Below are 21790 nucleotides of genomic sequence, written 5' to 3' on the forward strand. Positions count from 1 at the left end.
CGTCATGATTAACCGGCCCTTTACCATGTTCACGGTAGCTTTTTGTGCAGTTATTCCACAGGGGTCACAGCGTCATGGCGTTCCGCGCAAATCAACAGCTCCGCGAGGACATGTGGGACTATCGGTACAAATCACCGGCAGTGGAGAGCGAAAACATTGTTAGTTTTCCTCCGTCCGCTCCAAAGGACTACGGCACCACGGCGCTCAATCTGGTGCAGCAGGCCGCCGAAATCTTCAGCGGCATGGAAAATCACGCGCGTGAGACGGAAGCTCGTGCGCAGTCCATGTGCAGGAGCCTCTCCGAGAAATTGCAGCTTGCCGAAACGCAGCGAGATGCTTCGGAACGCGCCCGCCGCGAAATCGTCAACGAGCTCAATTACAAGATCCAGGACGTCACGCGAGCGCTGCAGCAGGCCGAGCTGCGTATCACCGAAGCCGAAGAACGCGCGGTCGCGGCCGAGTTTCGTGCGCAGGCGGCTGAAAACCAGCTTCACAAGGCCAATCGGGAACTCGCGGCCGTTGAGGATGCCATCCGCAAGCGGCTTCTCTAGAGCGTTGCCGCGAAGCCACCGTCAACCCGGCGCGGAAAGCTTCTCTTCAAGCTTGTCCTGCGTCTTGGTCTCAAAATCACTGGCGTCGTGACGTTCGTGTAGCTGACTGGCGGGGTCGCCCCAGGTCCGGTTGACCATGCGTCCCCTGCGCACCGCCGGGCGTTGGGCGATGGCGTCGGTCCAGCGCTGCAGGTTTTTGTACTCCTGCACCTGCAGGAATTCGCCCGCTTCATAGAGCAGGCCTTTTGCGAGTCCGCCGTACCAGGGCCAGACCGCGATATCCGCGATAGAGTACTCGTCACCGGCCAGAAAGGCGTTGTCCGCGAGGCGCCGGTCCAGCACGTCGAGCTGGCGTTTCACCTCCATCGCGAACCGATCGATGGCATATTCGATCTTGGTCGGCGCGTAGGCATAGAAATGGCCAAATCCGCCGCCGAGATAGGGCGCGGCGCCCATCTGCCAGAACAACCATGACAGGCATTCGGCACGCCTGGAATCCGTCGGCAGCAGCGCACCGAACTTCTCGGCGAGATGCACCAGGATCGCGCCGGATTCAAATATCCGGATCGGCGTCGGTCCGCTGTGATCCATCAGCGCCGGTATCTTGGAGTTCGGGTTCACCGCCACGAAGCCGCTGCCGAACTGATTGCCGTCGATCCGGATCAGCCACGCATCGTACTCCGCGCCGCGATGGCCAAGCGCCAGCAGTTCTTCCAGCATCACCGTGACCTTCACACCGTTCGGCGTGGCCAGCGAATAAAGCTGCAGCGGATGGCGGCCGACCGGCAGCTCCTTGTCGTGCGTTGGCCCGGCGATCGGGCGGTTGATGCTCGCGAACCTGCCTCCGCTGTCCTTGTTCCAGCTCCAGATTTTGGGGGGTGTGTAGACGGATGGGTCGGTCATGGCTTGTGGCTCCGGGCGCCTGACGGGTTCGTCAGCCGCGAACAATTCCAAGGATATCTAAGGATATCTAGTGGGCCGCGTTGAACGCTTCAAACCCGCACGCAAGATCGGCTTTGAGATCTTCGACATTCTCCAGTCCGATATGGAGCCGGAGCGCCGGACCGCCCGGCGCCCATTTCGAGGCCGTGCGGTAGGATGCGCAGTCGAATGGAATGACAAGGCTCTCGAAGCCGCCCCATGAATAGCCCATCCCGAACAACCTTACCGCGTCAAGCAGCGCATCGACGGACTTCTGCGGCGCCGGCTTCAGAATAATACTGAACAGGCCGGAGGCGCCGGTAAAATCCCGTTTCCAGATCGCATGGCCCGGATCGCTTTCCAGGGCCGGGTGCAACACCTGGATCACCTCGGGCCGCGCCGCCAGCCATCGCGCCATTTCCAGCCCGGACCGGTGATGCTGGGCGAGCCGCACCGCGAGCGTGCGCAGACCGCGTATCGCCAGGAATACGTCATCCGGGCCGGCGCAGACGCCGAGCATCTGGATCGCCTCGACAAGCGTCGGCCAGGCCTTGGCATTGGCCGAGACCGTGCCGAACATGATGTCGGAATGTCCGCCGATATATTTGGTCGCGGCCTGGATGCTGATATCGACGCCATGGTCGAGCGAGCGGTGAAACAGCGGGGTCGCCCATGTGTTGTCATCGATCACAAGCGCGCCGCGCGCATGCGCGACGGAGGCGATGGCTGGAATATCGGGCATTTCGAACGATTGCGATCCCGGCGCTTCGATGAGCACGGCTTTGGTGTTGGGCTTGAACAAGGCGTCGATGCCGGCGCCGATCAGGGGATCGAAATAGCTGGTCTCGACGCCGAAGCCGGCCAGCAAACCGTTGCAAAAATTGCGCGAGGGCCGGTAGACGTTGTCACACACCAGCAGATGATCGCCGGACTTCAGCACCGCGAGCAGGGTCGTGGTGATCGCCGACAGGCCCGAGGGCGCAAGACCAACGCCCGCACAGGCCGGGCCTTCGAGCGCCATCAACGCCTGCTGCAATGCCTTGGTGGTCGGCGTTCCGTGGCGGCCATAGCGGAATTCGCCGCGATGGGCATGCAGATCCTCCGCCGTCGGATAAAGCACCGTGGAACCATGGACCACCGGCGGATTGACGAATCCTTTCTGGGCCGCGGTATCACGACCGGCCGTCACCAGCGCGGTTTCCACCTTGAGTGGCTTGGTCGGTCCTTCGTTCCCTGGAGAATTCATCTGCCTGCCGCCACCAAAATATTTCTTGCCCGGCCGCGGCGTCACTTGAAAGCCCAGCGAAGCGGCGGATTCCGGCTGGGTCTGTTAATAACAGGACAGGGAAGAGGCGCGTCAACCCCTTGACCCGGCTGCTCAGTCGTTCTGTGATGCACGGCAGTTATTCCGTCGCTGCACGTTGAGGGGCTTGCCGCGACCGTCGATCCATCGCTTGACCGGACTGCGCGTCAAACTGGCTGTTTGGCCTGGCGTTTGCACTGGTGGGATTGTCGGGGCGGCCCCATCGGCGCAGGCGATGATATGCCTCCGTTCCAAGACGATCCCTTGCGACCCTTGAAAGGCTTTGCCATGAAACGCGTATCGCTGGTCTTCGCCCTCGCTGTTGCCGCTGGTCTTTCGACGCAGCCTGCCGCCGCGCAAACGCTCAAGACGGTCAAGGACCGAGGCATGGTATCCTGCGGCGTCAGCCAGGGCCTGCCGGGCTTTTCGGCCCCCGACGACAAGGGTAACTGGACCGGCCTCGACGTCGATGTCTGTCGCGCGGTTGCTGCCGCCATCTTCAATGATCCGACCAAGGTCAAGTTCGTTCCGTTGTCGGCCAAGGATCGCTTCACGGCTCTCCAATCCGGCGAAATCGACGTTCTCTCCCGCAATACGACCTGGACGCTCTCCCGCGATACCTCGCTCGGTGCCAATTTTACCGGCGTGACCTATTATGACGGTCAGGGTTTCCTGGTGAAGAAATCCCTCAAGGTCAATTCCGCGCTGGAACTGAACAGCGCCTCGGTTTGCGTACAAACCGGCACGACCACCGAACAGAACCTCGCCGACTACTTCAAAGGCAACAACATGAAGTATGAGGTCATCGCGTTCGCGACCGCCGACGAGACCGTCAAGGCCTATGAATCCGGCCGTTGTGACGTCTATACGACAGATGTTTCGGGGCTCTATGCCGAACGTCTGAAGCTGGCCAATCCGGCCGATCATGCGGTGCTTCCCGAGGTGATTTCGAAGGAGCCGCTCGGTCCGATGGTGCGCCATGGCGACGATCAATGGTTCGATCTGGTCAAGTGGGTGCTGTTTGCGATGGTGGATGCCGAAGAACTCGGCGTGACCCAAAAGAACGTCGACGACATGGCGAAATCGGACAAGCCGGAGCTGAAGCGGGCCTTCGGTACCGACGGCAATCTCGGCGAACAGCTCGGCCTGACCAAGGATTGGGTGATCCGGATCGTCAAGGCGGTCGGCAATTACGGAGAATCGTTCGATCGTAACGTGGGCGCCGGTTCAAAACTCGGGATCGCCCGCGGGCTCAACCAGCTCTGGAACAAGGGCGGAATTCAGTACGCGCCGCCGATCCGCTGATCACAGCGCCTGCGGCGATGACCATCGAGCCCCGTCCGCCACCGCTGCAGTTTGTTGCCAGGTTGCGGCACGCGCTCGGCGGGCGCGCGGGGTGGGGTGGATTTGTCCTGCAGATTCTATTCGTCGCGGCCCTGGTCTGGATTGGCTACGAGATCGTGGCTAACGCCCGGGCCAACCTGGAATCGCAGCGGATCACCTCGGGCTTCGGATTTTTGTCGAACACGGCCGGCTTTGACGTCAGCCAAAACCTGATCCCGTATTCCGGGTCCGATACCTATACCCGCGTGTTTCTGGTGGGGTTGCTCAACACGCTGCTGGTCGCGATCATCGGCATCTTTTTCGCCACCGTGATCGGATTTCTGGTCGGGCTGGGCCGGCTGTCGCCGAACTGGCTGCTGTCGCGCATCTCCGGCGGCTATGTCGAACTGGTGCGCAATCTGCCGGTATTGTTCCAGATCCTGTTCTGGTATCTCGCCGTTCTCGGCGTGCTGCCGAACCCGCGGCAAAGCATCTCGCTGTTTGGCCGTTTCTTCCTCAGCAACCGCGGTTTGGTCATTCCAAAGCCGCTCGCCGCTGCCGGTCTGGAGCCGTTCGCGCTCGCGATCCTGGTTGCGATCGTGGTGGCGTGGCTGTTGCGGGTTTATGCGCGCCGGGCGCTGTTCGAAAGTGGCCGGCTGATCACGGTATGGCCATACACCGTTGGTTTGCTGATTGGCCTGCCATCGCTGGCCGCGCTGGTATTCGGTGCGCCCGTCACGTTTGAAGTACCCGAACTCAAGGGTTTCAATTTTTTCGGGGGCTCGCGCGTCATTCCGGAATTCGTGGCGCTGACGCTGGCGCTGTCGATCTATACGGCGGCATTCATTGCCGAGATCGTGCGCGCCGGCATTCAGTCGGTGCATCAGGGACAGATGGAGGCAGGGGCATCGCTCGGCCTGACCCGCGGTTCGACATTGCGGCTGATCGTGGTGCCGCAGGCGTTGCGTGTCATTCTGCCGCCGCTGACCAACCAGTACCTGAATCTGACCAAGAATTCGTCGCTCGCGGTAGCGATCGGCTATCCCGATCTGTTTTCGGTGTTTGCGGGAACGACGCTCAGCCAGACCGGCCAGGCGATTGAAATCATCGCGATCACGATGGGCGTGTATCTGCTGATCTCGCTGGTGACCAGCGCGATCATGAGTTTCTACGGGTGGCGGATCGGCCGGAGTCTGCGCGCATGAGTGATGTCGCCGCATCGTCATTCGTGCGCCAGCAACTGGTCCCCGAGCGCCCGGCGCCGATCAAGACCACGGGCATGGTCGGATTCCTGCGCACCCGCTTGCTCAATACGCCGACCAACATCCTGCTCACCATTGTGAGCATCCTCTTGCTGTGGGTTACCGTCATTCCGGCCGTCAAATTCCTGCTGGTCGATGCGGTCTGGCGCGGCACCGACCGCAACGCGTGTCTGGCGGAGAATGCGGGACACGTGGTCGGCGCGTGCTGGCCCTATGTGCAGGCGAAATTCGCCCAATTCGTCTACGGGTTTTACCCCGAGCCGGAGCGTTGGCGGGTCGATCTGACATTCGTTCTGGCCGCATTGCTGCTGTTGCCGCTGTTGATACCGCGTCTGCCGGCCAAGAGCCTCAACGCCGGGCTGTTCTTCATCGCCTTTCCGATCCTCGCGTATTTCCTGCTGCACGGCGGCGGTCTGGCCGGCTTCGGCATCAGCTGGACCGCTGGCCTTTTGTCCGGATTTGCAGACAGCATCGGCAATGCCGGCCGCAACGTGGCCAGCTCTGGCGAGACGCTCGCGGTGATTGGATCGCTTCTGGTATGGTTCGGGAAACTTGTCGTCCTGTTCGGCATCGCGGTTTCCTATGTGATTTGGCCGTTGATCTGGCTGCGCGATCAGATCCAGGCATCGGGTCGTCCGCTCTGGACCGACTTCGCGGTCACCGCTTCTGTCGTTTCGATCCTGTTGTTTGTGTTGAACGGCAGCTTTCGCACCGGATGGCGTTCCCTCATCGTCAGCCTCGCGGTCTTTGCCGGCATCGGCGTCGTGATCGCGGTGATGGGGTTGGACCGTGGCGGGTTGCCGATCGTCGATACCAGGGTCTGGGGCGGCCTTCTGATCACGCTGGTGGTGTCGGTGACGGGCATCGTCGCCTCGATGCCGGTCGGCATCGCATTGGCGTTGGGGCGGCGCTCGACCATTCCATTGATCCGGATTTTCTCGGTGACGTTCATCGAACTCTGGCGCGGCGTCCCGCTGATCACCGTGCTGTTTTTCGCGACCTATATGCTGCCGCTGTTCGTTCCGGCGGGCTTCACGATCGACGGACTGATGCGGGTGCTGATCGGCGTCGCGCTGTTCGCCGGCGCCTATAATGCGGAAGTGATCCGGGGCGGGCTGATGGCGATCCCGCGCGGGCAGGGCGAGGCGGCGAGCGCGCTGGGCCTGTCCTGGGGAAAGACGACCGCGCTGATCGTGATGCCGCAGGCGTTGCGGCACGTCATTCCCGGCCTCGTCAACAGCTTCATCGGCCTGTTCAAGGACACCTCGCTGGTCTCGATCGTGGCAATTTTCGATTTGCTCGGACAGTTGCGGGCGTCTTTCGCCGATCCGGTCTGGGCCACGCCCACGACGCTGTTCACCGGGTTTGCCTTCACCGGATTGATCTATTTCACTTTCTGCTTTGCAATGTCCCGCTATTCGCTGTTCGTCGAGCATCGGCTGAATGCGCACCGGAAAAATTGAGTAGATGACCATGACTTCAAATCCGATCGTCGGCATCGCCGGCCTCAACAAATGGTTCGGCGATTTTCACGTGCTGCGTGACATCGATCTCGATGTGGCGAAAGGCGAGCGCATCGTGATCTGCGGTCCTTCGGGCTCGGGCAAATCGACGCTGATCCGCTGTATCAACGCGCTTGAGGAATTTCAGGAAGGCCGGATCGTAGTCGACGGTATCGAACTCGGACCGAATTTGCGCCGCGTCGATGACGTCCGGCGCGAGGTCGGCATGGTGTTCCAGAGTTTCAATCTGTTTCCGCATCTGACCGTGCTGGAGAACTGCACACTGGCGCCGATCTGGGTGCGCAATATTCCGAAGAAGGATGCCGAAGCCGCGGCGATGAAATATCTGGAACGCGTCAAGATCCCGCAGCAGGCCAACAAGTATCCAGGCCAGATGTCGGGCGGTCAGCAGCAACGCGTGGCGATCGCGCGTGCCTTGACCATGAACCCGAAGGTCATGTTGTTCGATGAACCGACCTCGGCGCTGGATCCCGAAATGGTCAAGGAAGTGCTCGACACCATGGTCGATCTGGCCAATGAAGGCATGACCATGCTCGTCGTTACCCATGAAATGGGATTTGCCAGGGAAGTGGCTGATCGCATCGTCTTCATGGACGCCGGGCAGATTATCGAAGCCAACACGCCGGCGAATTTCTTCGCCAATCCGCAGCACGCACGGACCAAGCTGTTTCTCAGTCAGATTTTGCGGTGAGTTTTTAGGGAGGACCATACATGGGTCATCGCCTCATCTCACGTCTCGGGGGCCTCGCGCTCGCCGCTCTCGTTGCGCTCGGTGCCACGCCGGTTCGCGCCGTCGAGCCGGCCGCGGCCGAACTGATCGACATGTTCGCCGGCGTGTGCCTCGGAAAATTCCCGGACGACGCCGCGGTTCGGCAATTCGCCGCCGAAAAGCAGCTCGCCGTCATGCCCGACGATATTGTTCGTAAGTTGCTCGGCACCGATCCGGGACAGGGATGGATTCAGAATACCGCGCGCGGTCGATATGTTCTGACGATTGAGATGCCGCCTTATCATACCTGCGCGATACGCAAGGCGGATAATTCGGCGCCTGATTTTCTTGCCGCTTTTTCCCTGCAGCTTGCCGCATGGGCGGCGACGCAATCCGGGGCCAGTCTGAGGCAGTCGCCGCCGCAAAACGCCGAGGTTGGGGGCTCTCCCACCCAGGTCTATCAATGGGTTCTCGATCGTGGCCCCGGCAAACCGGCCGAGACGCTGATGGCCTTCGTGACGAACGCCTCGAACAGAGTGGAGGTGCGCCTGGTGCGCCAGATCAAGCTTCAATAACGAAGCAGCCGCTGCCGCGGAGCGTTTGCAGGAATGATGGAAGAGATCACGCCTTCTCGTACGGCACCTGCATCGCTGTCTTTTGCGCCAGCCAGTCCGGTACTGGCAGGTTCTTGGAGCGCATGGAATCCGAATTGAACAGCTTCGATTGGTAGCGGCTTCCGTTGTCGCACAGCACCGTTGCGATGGTGTGGCCCGGGGGGCCGGGCTCTTTGGCCAAACGAACGGCTCCGGTGAGCTTTAATCATCCAGGAAGGTTGCCGGAAACCATAAACCGCGTGCATTGGCGCCCGTTCATCGCTCCGAAAGCAATTGATGGCTTCTTGACCCGACACAGGGAGCTATCGATGTTGGGCTTCATCTTCGGTTTCAACGCTCGCCTCGGCCGGCTGCATTACTTTCTGGCCTCGGTCGGGCTGGCGGTTGTGATGACCGCCATCTGTGTCGTCATCGCCGGTTTTGCCTATTATCATAATCCGGGACGACCGCTTTCGCGCGAGGATTTGATGGGCCGGCCCATGATTGTCGCGATCGGCGCGAGCTTCACGCTGCAGTCGATGCGGATGCGGGATATCGGATGGGATCCGGTCTGCGTTATTCCGGCGTGGATCGCGATCCTGATCGTCGACAGGCTTGTCGCGGGCCAAATCCCGGCCTGGGCGATCGGACACGAGCACCATGCCACGATTGTCGGTGCACTGCTCAATCTGGGGATGCTGCTGGCTCTGCTATTCTGGCCAGCTGGTGACTACCAAGACCCGACGTTCGGTGCGACACCCGGAAGGCCGGATCTGCCGTCACCGCGGACCGGTGCCGCGTCGGTGGCGCGCATCGTTCGCGGGGCGGGACCGGGATTTGGCAAGCGAGCATTTTAAGCGAGCATTTTAACCAAGCGAGCATTTTAGGCGAGCATTTTAAGACCGGCTCGGCCGGGTTCACACCTTCTCGTACGGCACGCTGATCGTGCTGCGCTGCTCCAGCCAGTCCGGCACCGGCAGGTTCTTGGAGCGCATGAAATCCGGGTTGAACAGCTTTGACTGGTAGCGGGTTCCATAGTCGCACAACACCGTTACGATGGTATGGCCCGGTCCAAGTTCTTTGGCCAACCGAATGGCGCCGGCAATGTTGATGCCGGTTGAGCCGCCGAGACAAAGCCCCTCATGTTCGAGCAGGTCGAAGATGATCGGCACGGCTTCCTCGTCACTGATCTGATAGGCGTCGTCGATGACCGCGCCCTCGAGGTTGGCGGTCACGCGACCCTGACCGATACCTTCGGTGATCGAGGAGCCCTCCGATTTGAGGACGCCGTGCTTGTAGTAATTGTAGAGCGCCGAGCCCATGGGATCGGCCAGCACGACGCGAATTTTCGGATTCATCTTCTTCAGGCCGATCGAGACCCCGGCCAGGGTGCCGCCCGAGCCGACCGACGCCACGAAGCCGTCGACCTTGCCGTTGGTCTGCTCCCAGATCTCCGGCGCCGTGGTTTCAATGTGAGCCTCGCGGTTGGCGATATTGTCGAACTGGTTGGCCCAGATCGCGCCGTTCGATTCGGTTTTCGCAAGCTGCTCGGCGAGACGGCCCGACAGCTTCACGTAATTGTTGGGGTTGGAGTAGGGCACCGCGGGGACTTCGATCAGCTGTGCGCCGCACAGCCGCAGCATGTCCTTCTTTTCCTGGCTCTGCGTATTCGGGATCACGATCACGGTGCGGTAGCCCAGCGCATTGGCGACCAGCGCCAGTCCGATCCCGGTATTGCCGGCAGTGCCCTCGACCACCGCGCCGCCCGGCCACAATTTGCCGCGCTTGATGGCATCGCGGATGATAAACAGCGCGGCGCGATCCTTGACGGATTGGCCGGGATTCATGAACTCGGCCTTGCCCAGAATGGTGCAGCCGGTCTGTTCGGACGCGCGCTTCAGCTTGATCAGTGGCGTATTGCCGATCGCTTCAACGACGTCGTTGTTGATGGTCATCTGCGGAAATTGCCGGTTGTTGCTCAAATCGCCCTGCGACCCTAGTGGACCGCCGCCGGGCGCACAAGCCGACGACGCAGGCGAGCGGATTTGAAGGGGGGAGGCGCCGTCAGCCCGATTTTGCGAACACCACCTGGCGAACGTCGATATTTCCCGACAGGAATCCGGCTTCGCAATAAGCGAGGTAGTATTCCCACAGCCGCCGGAACCGGTCGTCGAAACCCGATGGCGTCAGGTTCGGCCAGGCCGCGCGGAAATTGCTTCGCCAGATCGCGAGCGTCTTGGCATAATCTTGCCCGAAAATGCGTTCCCGAATAACGGGAACACCGAACCGTTCGCCCAGCGATTTGAGTATCTGCGGCGAGGGCAGCATGCCGCCGGGAAAAACATAGCGCTGGATGAAGTCGACTTCGCGGCGATAGGTCTGGAACAGGCTGTCCTGGATGGTAATGGCCTGGATGCCGGCGAGGCCGCCGGGCAGGAGCCGGTCACGCAACTGCGAAAAATATTTGGGCCAGAACTGCTCGCCCACCGCCTCGATCATTTCGATGGAGGCGATCCGATCATAGCGGTCGCGCTCGTCGCGATAGTCCTGCAGGCGGATCTCGACCTTTTCGGTGAGGCCGGCGTCCTGAATCCGCTTTTGCGCAAAATCGCGTTGCTCTTTGCTGATCGTAAGCCCGACCACCTTGGCGCCGAAGGTCTTGGCGGCAAATTCGGCAAAGCCGCCCCATCCGCACCCGATCTCCAGCAGTTTCTGGCCGGGCTGCAGATCGATCGCTTCGGCAAGCCTGCGGTATTTGTTGTTCTGCGCGGCGGTCAGATCCGGGGTGTGGTCCTCAAACAATCCGGAGGAATAGGTCATGCTCGGATCGAGCCATGCCGAATAAAACGCGTTGCCGATGTCGTAATGCGCGTAGATGTTCCGGCGCGCCTGCCGCCTTGTATTGCGATTGAACCAGTGCCGGACGCTTTGGACGAAGCGCATCAGCGGTTTGTCGCCGAGCATCGCCTGAATGAGGTCGTGATTGACGCAGAACAGATAGAGGAATTGCGTCAGGTCCGGGGTATCCCATTCGCCGTGCAGATAGGCCTCGGCGATGCCGATATCGCCGCCGTTGAGAAGCCGTGCCGCAAAACCGTAATTATACAGCGTCATGGCCGCCGAGGGGCCCGGTTCCATGCCGCCCAGCCGCAGCGTCCGGCGGTCGGGAAGGGTCACATCAAGCGTCCCGCGCCGCAGCCGTGATCCGAATCCAATCGCCAGCCGAACCAGGCGGGGCAAATCGGAAATCACTCTCTCGACATTGTCGGGTGTTACTGAAATCGGCGCAGACATTCGCGGACTCGTCGCGTGAGGTGGCTCTGCGTCCGGGCTTGGCGTGGACCGATTGAACGCGGATCCGATCGTCACCGGACCACAATGCTTTTCCGCGATCCTGGCTCCAGCCCGGCGGCAGGTCGTGTCGTTGCAGTATAATCAGCGCGCTTGCCAATCGCCAAGCCGGTATTGAAGGCAGCCTTCGCAGCTGCGGCATTCGCTCGCGGCACCAGGCGCGCGCCTTTTAGCCAAAGTCGCAACGCTTCCCAGTGAATCGCCGCGACGATCTTGAAGGTGACGAGCGGCAGCGCGAACAACGAGCGCAACAGCGCCGCCGTGGTCAAGGCGCGGCGGCGGCCGTGGAAGGTCGCGGCGAGCATGGGGCCCTCATGGTCGGTCTCGAGAATACGCAGTTTGACGTCGTCGGCCGGCGGGGAGACCCGGAAATGATAGCGCATCGCCATCGCGATAAAGGGCGAGACGTAAAACAGCTTGTCCTGCTGTTGCCTGACGCCGGCATGGCTGATCTCGTCCGGCTTCACCGCGAGCGCGTAGGCGTGGATATCGCCGAAGGTGTTGCGGACCTCATAGATCAACAGCGCAAGCCCGCCGCTGGCCTGGTAGCAAAAATAGACCGACAGCGGGTTGAAGGTATAGCCAAGCAGCCGGGGATAGCACATTAGCAGCACGCGCCCGCCGCTGAGGTCGATGCCGCGCTCGGCGGCGCAACGCTGCGCGTAGGCGCGCAAGCTTGACCCGTCGCGATCGCCGTGATCGGCCTCGTTGAAACTGTAGAGCGCGGCCCGGTTCACGCCGAACAGCGGCGATTGGCGGTCCGCGGCTTCGAGCCGGTCGAGGTCGATCAGCAGGCTCATCACCCGGTAATTGAAGCGATGTCCCATCGGCTTCAGGCGGGCATGCATCACCTCGCCGAAGTAAAGCGCGGCGGCCTCAACCCCGTGATGATGCGCTTCGGCTGTGGCGATTTGACCGGGCATGGTTACTCCGCGGCTTGCGCGAGTTCGGGCGGTGGTTCGCGCCACGGCACTGTGGCGCCCAGCGCTTGCGCCACGGCGAGGCCGGATCGCAATCCGTCCTCGTGGAAACCATATCCGGTCCAGGCGCCGCAAAACCAGGTGTGACGCCGGCCCTGAATTTCGTCCAGCCGCTTCTGGGCCGCGAAAGCGGCGGCGTTATACTGCGGATGCTCGCAGATATACCTGCCGAAGGTGAGCGCCGGATCCGGCTCGAACGGAGGGTTGAGGCTGACGAACAGGGGCTTGTCCCGGTCGATGCCTTGCAACTGGTTCATCCAGTAAGTCACGGCGACGTCGTTTTCGGCTGTTCCCTCGCGCCGCCAGCGCAGAAAATTCCACGACGCCCAGGCTCGCCGGCGTTTCGGCATCAACCTGGGATCGCGATGCAGGTAGACGGTGTTGGGGGCGTAGCCGATGGCACCGAGGATGGCGCGTTCCCGGCCGTCGGCGTCGGACAGCATCGCCAACGCCTGATCGCTGTGCGACGCGATCACCACATGGTCGTAGCTGTCGCTTCTGCCGTGACTGTCATGGACGATGACGCCATGCGATGTGCGCTCGATCGATGTCACGGCGCAGCCCAGCCGAAGCTGATCCCGAAACGCCGCGGTCATCTTTTCGACATAGCGCTGGCTGCCGCCTTGGACGGTGCGCCAGACCGGGCGATTATATTGCAGCAGGCGATGGTTGTTGAAGAAGGCGACGAAATTTTCGGCCGGAAAATCCAGCATCTCGTCGGCCGGCGCCGACCAGATCGCCGCCCCCATCGGCCCGAGATAATCGGTCAACAGCCGGGGCGCGAATTTGCGCAGGCTGAAATATTCACCGAGGGTGAGCCCGGCCAGCCGGCCTAAGGCATAGTCTTCGACGCTTTTTGTATTGAATGTGAGGATGTCGCGCAGCATCCACAGATAGGACGGTGAAAGCAGGTTTCGGGCCTGCGCGAACAAGCCGCCGGCGGTTTCACGCCAATTGGCTCCGCCGCCCTTCCACTCGAAGCGTCCGGCGTCGGCGCTGACCGCAAAGCTCATGCAGCTTTCCACGGTCTCGACCTCCAGATGGTCGAACAGCGCGGTCAGATCCGGGTAATTGAGTTCGTTGTAAACGATGAAGCCGATATCGACCGCCAGCGGGGTGCCGTCATAGTCGATGGTGACGGTGTGGCTGTGGCCGCCGGGCCTGATTTCGCGATCATAGACCGTTACAGGGTAACGCCCGGACAAGGTCCAGGCGGCCGCATTGCCGGCAATTCCGGTCCCGATAACCGCCACGCGCATTCCAGCCCCCGTTGCTTGACGCACCAGATACGGGGCCTTGCGCGTGAAGTTTCAGCAGGGGGTGGTGGCGCGCGATCCCGGTCCGGGGTGATCGCGGCAGCCGCAAAATGGGCCGCGACCGGCCTTGAGTTGTTGAAGCGCGCCGCCGCGCAGCGTATAGCGGTCGCATGTCAAAACAATCCGAGCCTGACACCGGCACCGCGGCGGCGATACCGGACTGTCCGCGCTGCCAAAAGCCGTTGCCGCTGTGCATTTGCGACAGCATCACGCCGATCGAAAGCCGTGTCTCGCTGCTGATCCTGCAGCATCCGCAGGAGCAGGACAGGGCGCTTGGCACGGCGCGGCTGACCGCGCTGCATTTTGCCAATGCGGTGCTGAAAATCGGATTGTCGTGGCCGAGCCTGTCCAAGGCGCTGGGGCGACCGGTCCACGATCCCTCGCGCTGGGCGGTGCTCTATCTGGGGTCCGCCAAGGTCGCCGATCTCGAGACCGACCGCGATATCGTCGCCATCAACCGCAAGGGCGAGATCGAGGACAATCAACGCGCCATCCTGAAAGACATCGAAGGCATCGTGCTGCTCGACGGCACCTGGAGCCAGGCCAAGGCGCTGTGGTGGCGCAATGCGTGGATGCTGAAATGCCAGCGCGTGATTCTCGGGCCGCCGCGCCCGTCACGCTACGGGCCATTGCGCCGCGAGCCGCGCCGCGACGGCCTGTCCACCATCGAGGCGGCGGCGATGCTGCTCGGCAGCCTCGAAAAGCGGCCGGACATCACCACGACGCTGCACGACAGTTTTGAGCGGATGCTGGCCAGATATCGCGAGGCGCAAAGCGTGCTGCCCGAACTCGCGCCCAAACCGAAGCCGAAGCGGGATTACCGCCGCCGCAAACGCGCCTGATCAGGCCGTTGGTTGCCTATGTCCGGCAGGGCGTATATGAGTTTCGCCCCATGGGGCCACGTGGCGGAGTGGTTACGCAACGGTCTGCAAAACCGTGTACACCAGTTCAATTCTGGTCGTGGCCTCCATCAATATAATCAATCTCTTGAATAGCACTCGGAAGAAACTGCGTTAGCTGCATGGGCGGCGCTTGCAGGGCGCCTGGGAAGCTAATCCGGGTCACCCGGAACCGCGGCCGGACCCGGCTTCGCTTAACGGTCTGATCGGCTGGCGGCCCGAAACATGCATGGAAAATTCCGCCCTGCAGAGGGGGCCGATCCCGGTTCTTTCGACAGAGCGTTCTCCTCCAAACTTGGCCGCCGCACTTACCCGGCTGCGGCGGTCATTTCTGGAGATCTTGGGCCAAAAACCGTCGGCTAATCGTTCGGACACATGCCGCGCTTGCCCGGGCCAGCTTCATCCGGTCCAATTTCAGTCGTTCGCTGCCTGTCGGCTTCAAGCCGAAGCTTGCCGGCCTTTTTCAGGGCTTCGAAGCGCTCGACGCCGGCCGGCAATTGGCGGGCAGCGTCGAGGGCGGCTTGAGCCGCCTTCCAGGCCAGATCGGCCTCGCTTGGCTTGTTTGCAGGCATGCAGCTTCCGTCCGGGGTTTGCGAATGGCTACCGGAACAAGATACCGCTGCAAGCTAATTCATGCGCTCGAAACGTCGGGAAACAAGAAACATCGGCATGCCAATGGTATGCCAAGGTTGACGCTTTTTTGATCGCGCGAGGTGCGGCCGGTCGTCCCGCAGGCAGCGCAGCCTCAGCAGGTGGCGTACCAGCCTTCGGGGAATGGAATGAGCGGCCAGGCCATCTGATTGTCATTGGCGGGGGTCGGCGGCGCATCGAACATCGGCAAGGTAGTCGGGAGATCCTCCTGCGGAGCGGGCTCGACCGCCGTTCGCACGGCGTCCAGCAATCGGTCGAATTCAGCTTCGCTCATCGCGCTCTCCAGGTTCGAGCGCGTAGCGTCTCAGAGTTCCATTATTTCGGGGTTGAGCAGGTCGCTCAAATTGTATCGATCCGCTGATCGCGGTCGACATGGTTAATGATCTCTTGCCCCTTGCGATGAGGTCTAGACGTTCCGGCCACGCTCAAAGGTGAGGCAAATCACATTTGGCAGATGATCTTTCGCGTATGTGCCGGGCGCTGCCGATGCGCAGGCATGACCAGGAGGATGACGCCATGAAACCAGACGCCACGAGATCCCGGACCTCGGCGAGCCGCGCCAGCATGGCGTCGGCGCTCGGTCTATGTCTCGCGCTCGCCACAACCGCCTTCGCGCGAGCTGATATCGCGACGCCGGAGCAGAAGAGGGCCTGCACGCCCGATGTCTATCGTCTGTGCGCCGGCGAGATTCCGAACGTCCGGGCGATCACCGCATGTCTGCGGCGGCAGAAGGCCAATCTCAGCGACGCCTGCCGGGCGGTGTTCGAGCAGTAAAAACACGGGCTGACGCTTTCGGATTCGGTTCCATCCATGCGAGCACCGCATGGCCTTCTCGCCGCGAGCTGACAACTGGCACGATGTTCGCATCTAAGTCGGCAACTATGTTTGAAGCTATGTCTGCAACTATGTCCGCCTGTGTTCGTAACTGAGTTCGCGTCGAACGTCCCGAAATCCTGTCCAGGAGCGCAAATGGGCGAAGTCGTCCGATTAATCCCGAAATCCGAGCTTGAGCGGTCCCGTCTCATTCGAGAGGCCCGCGCGATCTACGAGACCATATTCCCGTCGGCCAATCCCGCTACCGAGCCGCGGGACCCCAAGCGGTAATCGCTGGCGCGGACCCTGAGCCCGCGCCCGGACTTTGTTGGCGAACTGGTTGGGACCCTAAATTTAGAGGACGTGCGGTTGGGGACCCTTGTCGGTCACCTCTTTTTCCCGAACACCGGTGACGCCGTCTTGGCGGAACTCCAGTCGAAGAAATCATAAAAACCGGCCCAGGCGTGGACCACGGAGCCGCAAACCTTGCATTCGAAACTGCCGGAATGATGGTCTGGATGCTGCTCCTTGATCGCGGTGTAACTCATCCCGCAATCGGTGCAGATGAAATATTCGGTGGTCCATATGCCGCTGGCCATCTTGCAAACACGCCCCCTGAGGCGGCCGGTTCAAGCCATTGGTCAAATGGCAGCGCCGGTCTAGCCACGTCAAATTTGCCAGCGCTTTATAGCCGGGAAGTTTGAAGGCCGACTAAATTCAACCACGCACAACGGCCACCTGCGAATTAGAACACCGCTAACCATTAAACCTGCGGAGACAGCGCACCGGGAGCTGGCGTATTGCGGACTCTCCAGCGGCATTACCGGGCGGGCACCATCAAACTGCCGAAATCTTTGGGTGGAGTGTGCGGATTGGCTCGGCGGAGCTCTGCTTCATTCAAGGGGTCTTCCGATGGCATATCCGACCGACGAACAGATTCGCATCCGCGCCTACGAACTTTGGGAGCAGGCCGGAAAGCCGGCGGGGTGCGAAGAAGATTTCTGGCACCTTGCAGAGCGGGATCTGCAGCATCATGCCGAGCAGGATGTGCCGGAGCGCATCGTCGATTCCGAAACCACCATGGTACCAGCAATAAGTTTGTAGCCGCTCGATTCGGGAAAGCGGGCAACGCTGCAAAAAATGCGCGTGGCCAAACTCTGAGCGCTTGGCGGGTTCGCGATATCGATGAGGCATCGCCGTTCGTCAACGAGCGACGGAGCAAGGCGGCGATATCGCCACATGCTAGCTGTCTCGCTTGATGCGCGACGCCGACACGGACGAGCAAGCCAATTAAATCCTGGGCCGCTCCCGAAATGAAAGAGGCCGCCCTGGTCGGCGGCCTCTTCTACTGACGGGGAGCCTTGGAGTGCCTAGGAGTCTGAGGCGCCCCCGCCAACCGCAACGGGATTTAGGCCGCCCGCTCGGTATGAACATATCATACTTGGAAAATGCTCCGGAGCGTTGATGTGGATCAACCAAGCTAGAAAACGGGAGCGGCGAAGACCTATGAGGGCGCTCCCAGGGATCACGAATTTTCCGCGACGTCGATGCGCCAGCATTGGCAAAGCGGCCGCGTCGCCGCGCGTCCGCGGGATCGGAACGCTCCCGGCGAAATCCTCCGCAAGCTGCCTTTTATCGCATCGCACGTTCTGGTAGCATACCCTCTTGGTCTGGAGGCGGCGCGGATGGCTATCCCGGAAGTCGTACGACGCAAGCGCGCGAAGGTGGCTCTTGCGATTTTCACAACGCTTTGCCTGCTGAGCGGCGCCTCGGCGCAGTCGACTGACCCCGACCATCCGGCGCCGCTCGGGCCGGGAATAAATCGCGGCAATGTCGACAATTCCGGACGGGGTCACACGTTCTTTTTCTTCGCTGGTCCGGGCCATATCGACGTCGACATGGCCTTCGAAGAGATGGGCCTGTTCGGCTCGCCGCTGCGCCAAACGATGAACTTCGACTTCTATACCGACGACGACAAGCTCACATCGCATAACACAATCGTCTCGCAAGGCGATCTCGCGCGCAATCATACCGATGGCGATTTCACCTCCCGGCAAAGGCTGAGACTCGTGGTGACGGCGCAGCAGGGGACCATCAGGTTCGGCGGCTATTATGAGATCGAGGTCAAGGGCGCGGTGGCGTTCGAGGGGCCGACGCTCGGTGTCGGCGTCCGGCCGATCATGTCCGAGAAGCTGGTCAAATAGGGTGAACTACGCCGGAGGCGGCGATCCAAACAAAACCAGCTTTCAGGGGAACGGCTGATAATCCTGCTTTTCACAGTCGTCTATCAGGACCGACATTCGCGACCCCTTGTAATCATTGTTATCAAAGAACGCGGCATAGGTGGTACGCCGGCCGGATGCCGATCCCGCGCCTCGCAGGCATACGACAAAGGCGCCCAGACCATGGTCGGTCTGGCGCAGGGCGGATATCTCCAGCGGGTTGCTGACCTTTTCTTCCGCCACGGCTCTCTTGATCCCGTCGCTTACGGCGGTCGTTGTCGGAGCGGACGGCGGGGCGTAGGGTTTCCAGAGCGGCAACTCCGCGGGAGCGGCGCACGCCGCGAGCGTGGAACAGATCAGCAGCACTACAAGCGCGCGCATGGCAACCATCAGATTTGGACACTGCGGCTTAAATACGGAACGGCAGGTCTTCTGCTGGCACCGATCGGCCCGGCAGACAGACTAGCCCGGCCAATCCGGATTCACCAGCGGCCTTCCTGGAGTCGGGGAGGGGCTATTCGAGCGGGCTCCGGTCGGCGCCCTTTCGCTGGTCAGGTCGTTCCCATCTTCGACGATCTCGCCGTTCTCGTGCGTTTCGCCTCGCTGTGATCGGTTCGCGAAGCGAGCTTATTGCGCGGCTTCGCTGCCGATCCCGCCTGCCGCGCTTTCATTCCGGGATGGTGAGCGGCATATTCCTTGCCGTCGATCGGTGCCATGTGCGGGGGATCTCTATCGAGATAAGGCCTTCCGATTCCAAATTCCTTGCCGTGGGCATCGACCCAACTCCAGAGCGTTTGACTGGAAATCAACCGCTGCGCCCGTGTCGCGCCGTTGACGCTCACGATATCTGCCGCAAGTCCGTGGCCATAGCCGCCACGGGAACTGCCGCCATGATAGGATCTGTCGTTGGCGGCCTTGAGGCCGCTGGCAATCGATTGGCGATAGTCGTCGCGGAATGCGCTGGTGATGCCGGGCGACAGGCCCGCTTGCTCGGCCGCATGAAGCAGATGAACGAGCTTCAGCTTGAAATCCCGATCCATGCCGCCGATCACATAGTCCGGCATCGGCATCCCTGCGTGTTCGGCGGCCTTGGGATCCTTCCACGCGAAGTCCTCATCGGCGAGTGTCGTAAAGGTCTTGGTGACAGTTACCAGTCGGCCCTTTTTCCTGACGGTAACTTGTCTCTGCTCCTGGATTTTGACGCTGTCTTCCTTGGACGTGCGTTGGTAAAGCGCCCAAAGATAACGATCGATGCACGAATCCGCGGCGAAACATTCGTCGGTCACTTCGGTTGAGCCGACGGCCCGATTGGCTTCGTTCGGCTCCGGCGTAGCCATGCTCAGGTTGGTCGCCGGCTCCGGCGATGCTTCAGGCCGCGGCGTTTCCGATGAATCGGTCAACGCGGCTGTAACGATCGGTGCCGGCTCCGGCGAGGCCGGCGTTGTTGCGTCGGCGGCAGGTGCGTCCGTTGCAGGTGTCTCCGTCGCAGATGTCTTGGCTGCCGGTGTCTCGGTTATCGATCTGCTGGCCGTCGCGACATCAGCGGTAGCGAACGCCATCGGCTGGAGTGTGCCGGCAACCATGGTGCCGGCAATCCTGGCGTCGGCTGTCTTGACTTCGGCCGTCTTGGCGTCAGCCATCAGAACGGGCGCGAAGCGGTCCACGATCGGCGCCGCGCCGGAGCCAAACGCAACCAGCCACACCAGAACCGAAACCGGTAAAGCGACATCCCGGCACAACGATATCGTTGCTACCAACCGCGGGTTCATGATCACCGTCTCCAATCGGGCCGGATCGCATAGCCAAGCATGTGACGCGGGTTATCTTTGGAGTCACGATGTGGACAAGCAATGGCGGAAACGCCGGATATTCAATTTTCAAGCGCGACTGTTGCCTAATTGCAACGTGCCGTTTTCGCGATTCAACGGGGGGCACGCTATGGCGCGCGATGCCCGCAAGTGATCCGGATCACGGTGCCCGGTCTCTCTTCGCCATAAGTTCATCCTTGCCCGCTGGGGTCAGATGTCGAACCGACACGCCCATTCATTCGACTATTGGAAACAAGGCGCTCCATCATGAACAAGACAGCTCTTGTCGTTGCAACCCTCGGTGTACTCTTCAGCGTTTCCAGCGCGAATGCATTCACCTGCTTCAGCAACGCATACGGTACCGGCTGCACCGGCCACCTCGGAACTGTGGCCGTCACGCGGGATGGCGCGGTCGCGGTGGGCCGGAATGGCGACATCCACGCCTATCAGCGCGGCGGCCATTTTTACGCCTACCATCAAGGTTCAGCCTGCTATTGGCACAACGGCGAGCACATTTGCCCTTGAACGCCGATGGGAAACACAAGCCATGAAGAACGAGCCTCAGCAGAAAAGCAAGTCGCCGCGCGCTGACATCGCGTCTATCGTCATACTCATCGGCGCTCTGGTCGGCATCCTGTACATAAGTTTAAAACCCCCCGATTGGCAGCGACCCTCAGGCTTTGGACCTGAGTGGCAGTGCACGGGAAGAGGACCGAGGGGCGGAGGTCCGGACTTCTGTATCAAGAAGCAGTTGCTCAACCGAACTGACCAAACGTCGCCAAAATCTTGAATTGCGGTGAGAGCGTATCTGTCACGGACTCAGATCCGCGCCCGGTCATTTTACAGATGAATTTTCGGCGCCCAATAACTCAGGCAAGATCCAGTGCGTATCGGCGATCTCGACGATGTTGGCGGGGTCGACGTTTTCCCAATTGATAGTCGCCGCCTTCACTTTCGAAAACTTTGCGATGACGGCGCGGTCAACCGTATCGTTGCCGTGCTTGTCGCGCAGTGCGAGGTTGCCAACGAGCTGGACGCTCTTGATGTTCGGGAATCGGCTGAACGCGCCTTGAGCGATTTTTTTTGTTATCTCGCCAAAAGCCCGGACCGCGGTTGCTTTGCCGGCTGAGTAAGGCTCGAGCCGGAACTCGACGATCAAGGTTTTGTCCGGATAGCTCACAGTCGCAAAGGTCTGAGAGCCGCGCTTGGAAACCACGCTCTTCGCAAATGCGACCGGGGTGGTGCCGTGGTTGTCACCCTGAGCGCCGCTTCGGTAGCCCCCGGCGCCAGCGGGACCCAGGGTCGTGTAGGCCTGTGCATGGGCGGCCGTGGTGATCAGCACCAGCATGCCGGCGAATATCAATCGCTTCATTTCCAGTCCTGACTTTGGTTATGGAGCGGCCCGGATCCAACCACGGTGGGAGCGGGCTGTCGTCGCAGCGTTCTAATTCACAAGCGCGAGTGTCCTTCCTAGAGTCGGGGAGTGAGCTGCTGCCGGTTTGATGGACGGCTGGTTAAGCTAATCCCACCTTGCGCTCGAACTCAACAGGGCTGAGATATCCGAT

25 protein-coding genes, 1 tRNA gene and 2 pseudogenes are annotated in these 21790 nt (G+C 61.2%); 15 read left to right on the plus strand and 13 right to left on the minus strand.

What is annotated here, in order from left to right:
* Nucleotides 1–74 precede the first annotated feature (74 nt).
* Nucleotides 75–551 carry a hypothetical protein gene (locus ABR948_RS05800; protein ID WP_428114514.1) on the plus strand — a complete coding sequence of 159 codons (477 nt, stop codon included), beginning with the start codon at nucleotides 75–77 and terminating at the stop codon, nucleotides 549–551.
* Between the two features lie 21 nt (nucleotides 552–572).
* On the opposite strand, the gene yghU is transcribed toward ABR948_RS05800, so the two are convergent.
* Nucleotides 573–1454, minus strand: coding sequence for a glutathione-dependent disulfide-bond oxidoreductase (yghU, locus tag ABR948_RS05805; protein WP_428114515.1), 882 nt, complete (start codon nucleotides 1452–1454; stop codon nucleotides 573–575).
* A 67-nt stretch (nucleotides 1455–1521) separates the two neighbouring features.
* Entirely contained in the window at nucleotides 1522–2718 is a 1197-nt protein-coding gene (gene metC, locus ABR948_RS05810; protein ID WP_428114517.1) for a cystathionine beta-lyase, read from the minus strand.
* A 345-nt stretch (nucleotides 2719–3063) separates the two neighbouring features.
* Between metC and ABR948_RS05815 the strand changes: the two genes are divergently transcribed.
* The 5 genes from ABR948_RS05815 to ABR948_RS05835 are packed head-to-tail and all read left to right on the plus strand — an operon-like array spanning nucleotide 3064 to nucleotide 8167.
* Nucleotides 3064–4080: an amino acid ABC transporter substrate-binding protein gene (locus ABR948_RS05815; RefSeq protein ID WP_428114518.1), complete on the plus strand. Its 1017-nt coding sequence runs from the start codon at nucleotides 3064–3066 to the stop codon at nucleotides 4078–4080.
* Nucleotides 4081–4097: 17 nt separating this feature from the next.
* Entirely contained in the window at nucleotides 4098–5303 is a 1206-nt protein-coding gene (locus ABR948_RS05820) for an amino acid ABC transporter permease (RefSeq protein ID WP_428114519.1), read from the plus strand.
* Complete coding sequence (locus tag ABR948_RS05825; RefSeq protein WP_428114521.1) at nucleotides 5300–6823, plus strand: amino acid ABC transporter permease; 1524 nt, start codon at nucleotides 5300–5302, stop codon at nucleotides 6821–6823. Before ABR948_RS05820 ends, ABR948_RS05825 begins: the two co-directional genes overlap by 4 nt.
* Before the next feature lie 10 nt (nucleotides 6824–6833).
* On the plus strand, nucleotides 6834–7574 hold the full coding sequence (locus tag ABR948_RS05830; protein WP_428114554.1) for an amino acid ABC transporter ATP-binding protein: 741 nt from the start codon (nucleotides 6834–6836) through the stop codon (nucleotides 7572–7574).
* Nucleotides 7575–7594: 20 nt separating this feature from the next.
* Nucleotides 7595–8167 (plus strand): NMCC_0638 family (lipo)protein, encoded by a 573-nt coding sequence (locus ABR948_RS05835; RefSeq protein WP_428114522.1) that lies wholly within the window; start codon nucleotides 7595–7597, stop codon nucleotides 8165–8167.
* A gap of 46 nt (nucleotides 8168–8213) precedes the next feature.
* On the opposite strand, the pseudogene ABR948_RS05840 reads toward ABR948_RS05835, so the two are convergent.
* Nucleotides 8214–8411, minus strand: a pseudogene (locus tag ABR948_RS05840) (cysteine synthase A); the annotation flags it as partial.
* A 103-nt stretch (nucleotides 8412–8514) separates the two neighbouring features.
* Here ABR948_RS05840 and ABR948_RS05845 point away from each other — a divergent pair.
* Entirely contained in the window at nucleotides 8515–9042 is a 528-nt protein-coding gene (locus ABR948_RS05845) for a DUF805 domain-containing protein (protein ID WP_428114556.1), read from the plus strand.
* A 60-nt stretch (nucleotides 9043–9102) separates the two neighbouring features.
* Here ABR948_RS05845 and ABR948_RS05850 read toward each other — a convergent pair whose 3' ends face one another.
* The 4 genes from ABR948_RS05850 to ABR948_RS05865 form a co-directional block, all read right to left on the minus strand.
* On the minus strand, nucleotides 9103–10140 hold the full coding sequence (locus tag ABR948_RS05850) for a cysteine synthase A (protein ID WP_428114523.1): 1038 nt from the start codon (nucleotides 10138–10140) through the stop codon (nucleotides 9103–9105).
* Nucleotides 10141–10249: 109 nt separating this feature from the next.
* Nucleotides 10250–11479, minus strand: a complete 1230-nt coding sequence (locus ABR948_RS05855) for a class I SAM-dependent methyltransferase (protein WP_428114524.1) — start codon at nucleotides 11477–11479, stop codon at nucleotides 10250–10252.
* 71 nt (nucleotides 11480–11550) lie between these two features.
* Nucleotides 11551–12459, minus strand: a complete 909-nt coding sequence (locus ABR948_RS05860) for a DUF1365 domain-containing protein (protein WP_428114526.1) — start codon at nucleotides 12457–12459, stop codon at nucleotides 11551–11553.
* Nucleotides 12460–12461: 2 nt separating this feature from the next.
* The gene (locus ABR948_RS05865) at nucleotides 12462–13775 is read right to left on the minus strand and encodes an NAD(P)/FAD-dependent oxidoreductase (RefSeq protein WP_428114527.1); all 1314 of its coding nucleotides are present in this window, start codon (nucleotides 13773–13775) and stop codon (nucleotides 12462–12464) included.
* Between the two features lie 167 nt (nucleotides 13776–13942).
* On the opposite strand from ABR948_RS05865, the gene ABR948_RS05870 reads away from it, so the two are divergent.
* Entirely contained in the window at nucleotides 13943–14674 is a 732-nt protein-coding gene (locus ABR948_RS05870) for a tRNA-uridine aminocarboxypropyltransferase (RefSeq protein ID WP_428114528.1), read from the plus strand.
* A gap of 54 nt (nucleotides 14675–14728) precedes the next feature.
* Nucleotides 14729–14802 (plus strand) — tRNA-Cys (locus ABR948_RS05875).
* A gap of 288 nt (nucleotides 14803–15090) precedes the next feature.
* Here the strand turns inward: ABR948_RS05875 and ABR948_RS05880 are convergent.
* Together ABR948_RS05880 and ABR948_RS05885 are read right to left on the minus strand one after the other, a co-directional pair.
* The gene (locus ABR948_RS05880) at nucleotides 15091–15303 is read right to left on the minus strand and encodes a hypothetical protein (RefSeq protein WP_428114530.1); all 213 of its coding nucleotides are present in this window, start codon (nucleotides 15301–15303) and stop codon (nucleotides 15091–15093) included.
* Nucleotides 15304–15476: 173 nt separating this feature from the next.
* A complete protein-coding gene (locus tag ABR948_RS05885) occupies nucleotides 15477–15656 on the minus strand; it encodes a hypothetical protein (RefSeq protein ID WP_428114531.1) in 180 nt (59 codons plus the stop codon).
* A gap of 242 nt (nucleotides 15657–15898) precedes the next feature.
* Here ABR948_RS05885 and ABR948_RS05890 point away from each other — a divergent pair, with 242 nt between their 5' ends.
* Entirely contained in the window at nucleotides 15899–16156 is a 258-nt protein-coding gene (locus tag ABR948_RS05890; RefSeq protein ID WP_428114532.1) for a hypothetical protein, read from the plus strand.
* 425 nt (nucleotides 16157–16581) lie between these two features.
* Here ABR948_RS05890 and ABR948_RS05895 read toward each other — a convergent pair whose 3' ends face one another.
* On the minus strand, nucleotides 16582–16794 hold the full coding sequence (locus tag ABR948_RS05895; protein WP_428114535.1) for a hypothetical protein: 213 nt from the start codon (nucleotides 16792–16794) through the stop codon (nucleotides 16582–16584).
* 313 nt (nucleotides 16795–17107) lie between these two features.
* Here ABR948_RS05895 and ABR948_RS05900 point away from each other — a divergent pair, with 313 nt between their 5' ends.
* The 3 genes and pseudogenes from ABR948_RS05900 (at nucleotide 17108) to ABR948_RS05910 (ending at nucleotide 18399) form a co-directional block, all read left to right on the plus strand.
* On the plus strand, nucleotides 17108–17299 hold the full coding sequence (locus tag ABR948_RS05900; protein ID WP_428114537.1) for a DUF2934 domain-containing protein: 192 nt from the start codon (nucleotides 17108–17110) through the stop codon (nucleotides 17297–17299).
* A gap of 404 nt (nucleotides 17300–17703) precedes the next feature.
* Nucleotides 17704–17769 (plus strand): annotated as a pseudogene (locus tag ABR948_RS05905) (DUF3734 domain-containing protein); the annotation flags it as partial.
* 111 nt (nucleotides 17770–17880) lie between these two features.
* Entirely contained in the window at nucleotides 17881–18399 is a 519-nt protein-coding gene (locus ABR948_RS05910; RefSeq protein ID WP_428114539.1) for a hypothetical protein, read from the plus strand.
* Nucleotides 18400–18441: 42 nt separating this feature from the next.
* On the opposite strand, the gene ABR948_RS05915 is transcribed toward ABR948_RS05910, so the two are convergent.
* Both ABR948_RS05915 and ABR948_RS05920 read right to left on the minus strand, forming a co-directional pair.
* Nucleotides 18442–18798, minus strand: coding sequence for a hypothetical protein (locus ABR948_RS05915; RefSeq protein ID WP_428114541.1), 357 nt, complete (start codon nucleotides 18796–18798; stop codon nucleotides 18442–18444).
* 170 nt (nucleotides 18799–18968) lie between these two features.
* A complete protein-coding gene (locus ABR948_RS05920) occupies nucleotides 18969–19754 on the minus strand; it encodes a D-alanyl-D-alanine carboxypeptidase family protein (RefSeq protein WP_428114544.1) in 786 nt (261 codons plus the stop codon).
* Between ABR948_RS05920 and ABR948_RS05925 the strand changes: the two genes are divergently transcribed.
* Together ABR948_RS05925 and ABR948_RS05930 are read left to right on the plus strand one after the other, a co-directional pair.
* Complete coding sequence (locus ABR948_RS05925; protein WP_428114546.1) at nucleotides 19753–20379, plus strand: hypothetical protein; 627 nt, start codon at nucleotides 19753–19755, stop codon at nucleotides 20377–20379. The two genes, ABR948_RS05920 and ABR948_RS05925, sit on opposite strands and share 2 nt — an antisense overlap.
* A gap of 113 nt (nucleotides 20380–20492) precedes the next feature.
* Entirely contained in the window at nucleotides 20493–20750 is a 258-nt protein-coding gene (locus ABR948_RS05930) for a hypothetical protein (RefSeq protein WP_428114549.1), read from the plus strand.
* A 310-nt stretch (nucleotides 20751–21060) separates the two neighbouring features.
* On the opposite strand, the gene ABR948_RS05935 is transcribed toward ABR948_RS05930, so the two are convergent.
* Complete coding sequence (locus ABR948_RS05935) at nucleotides 21061–21597, minus strand: hypothetical protein (RefSeq protein WP_428114551.1); 537 nt, start codon at nucleotides 21595–21597, stop codon at nucleotides 21061–21063.
* Nucleotides 21598–21790: the final 193 nt, after the last annotated feature.

It is taken from the genome of Bradyrhizobium sp. (genome assembly GCF_050014615.1).
Lineage (GTDB): Bacteria > Pseudomonadota > Alphaproteobacteria > Rhizobiales > Xanthobacteraceae > Bradyrhizobium.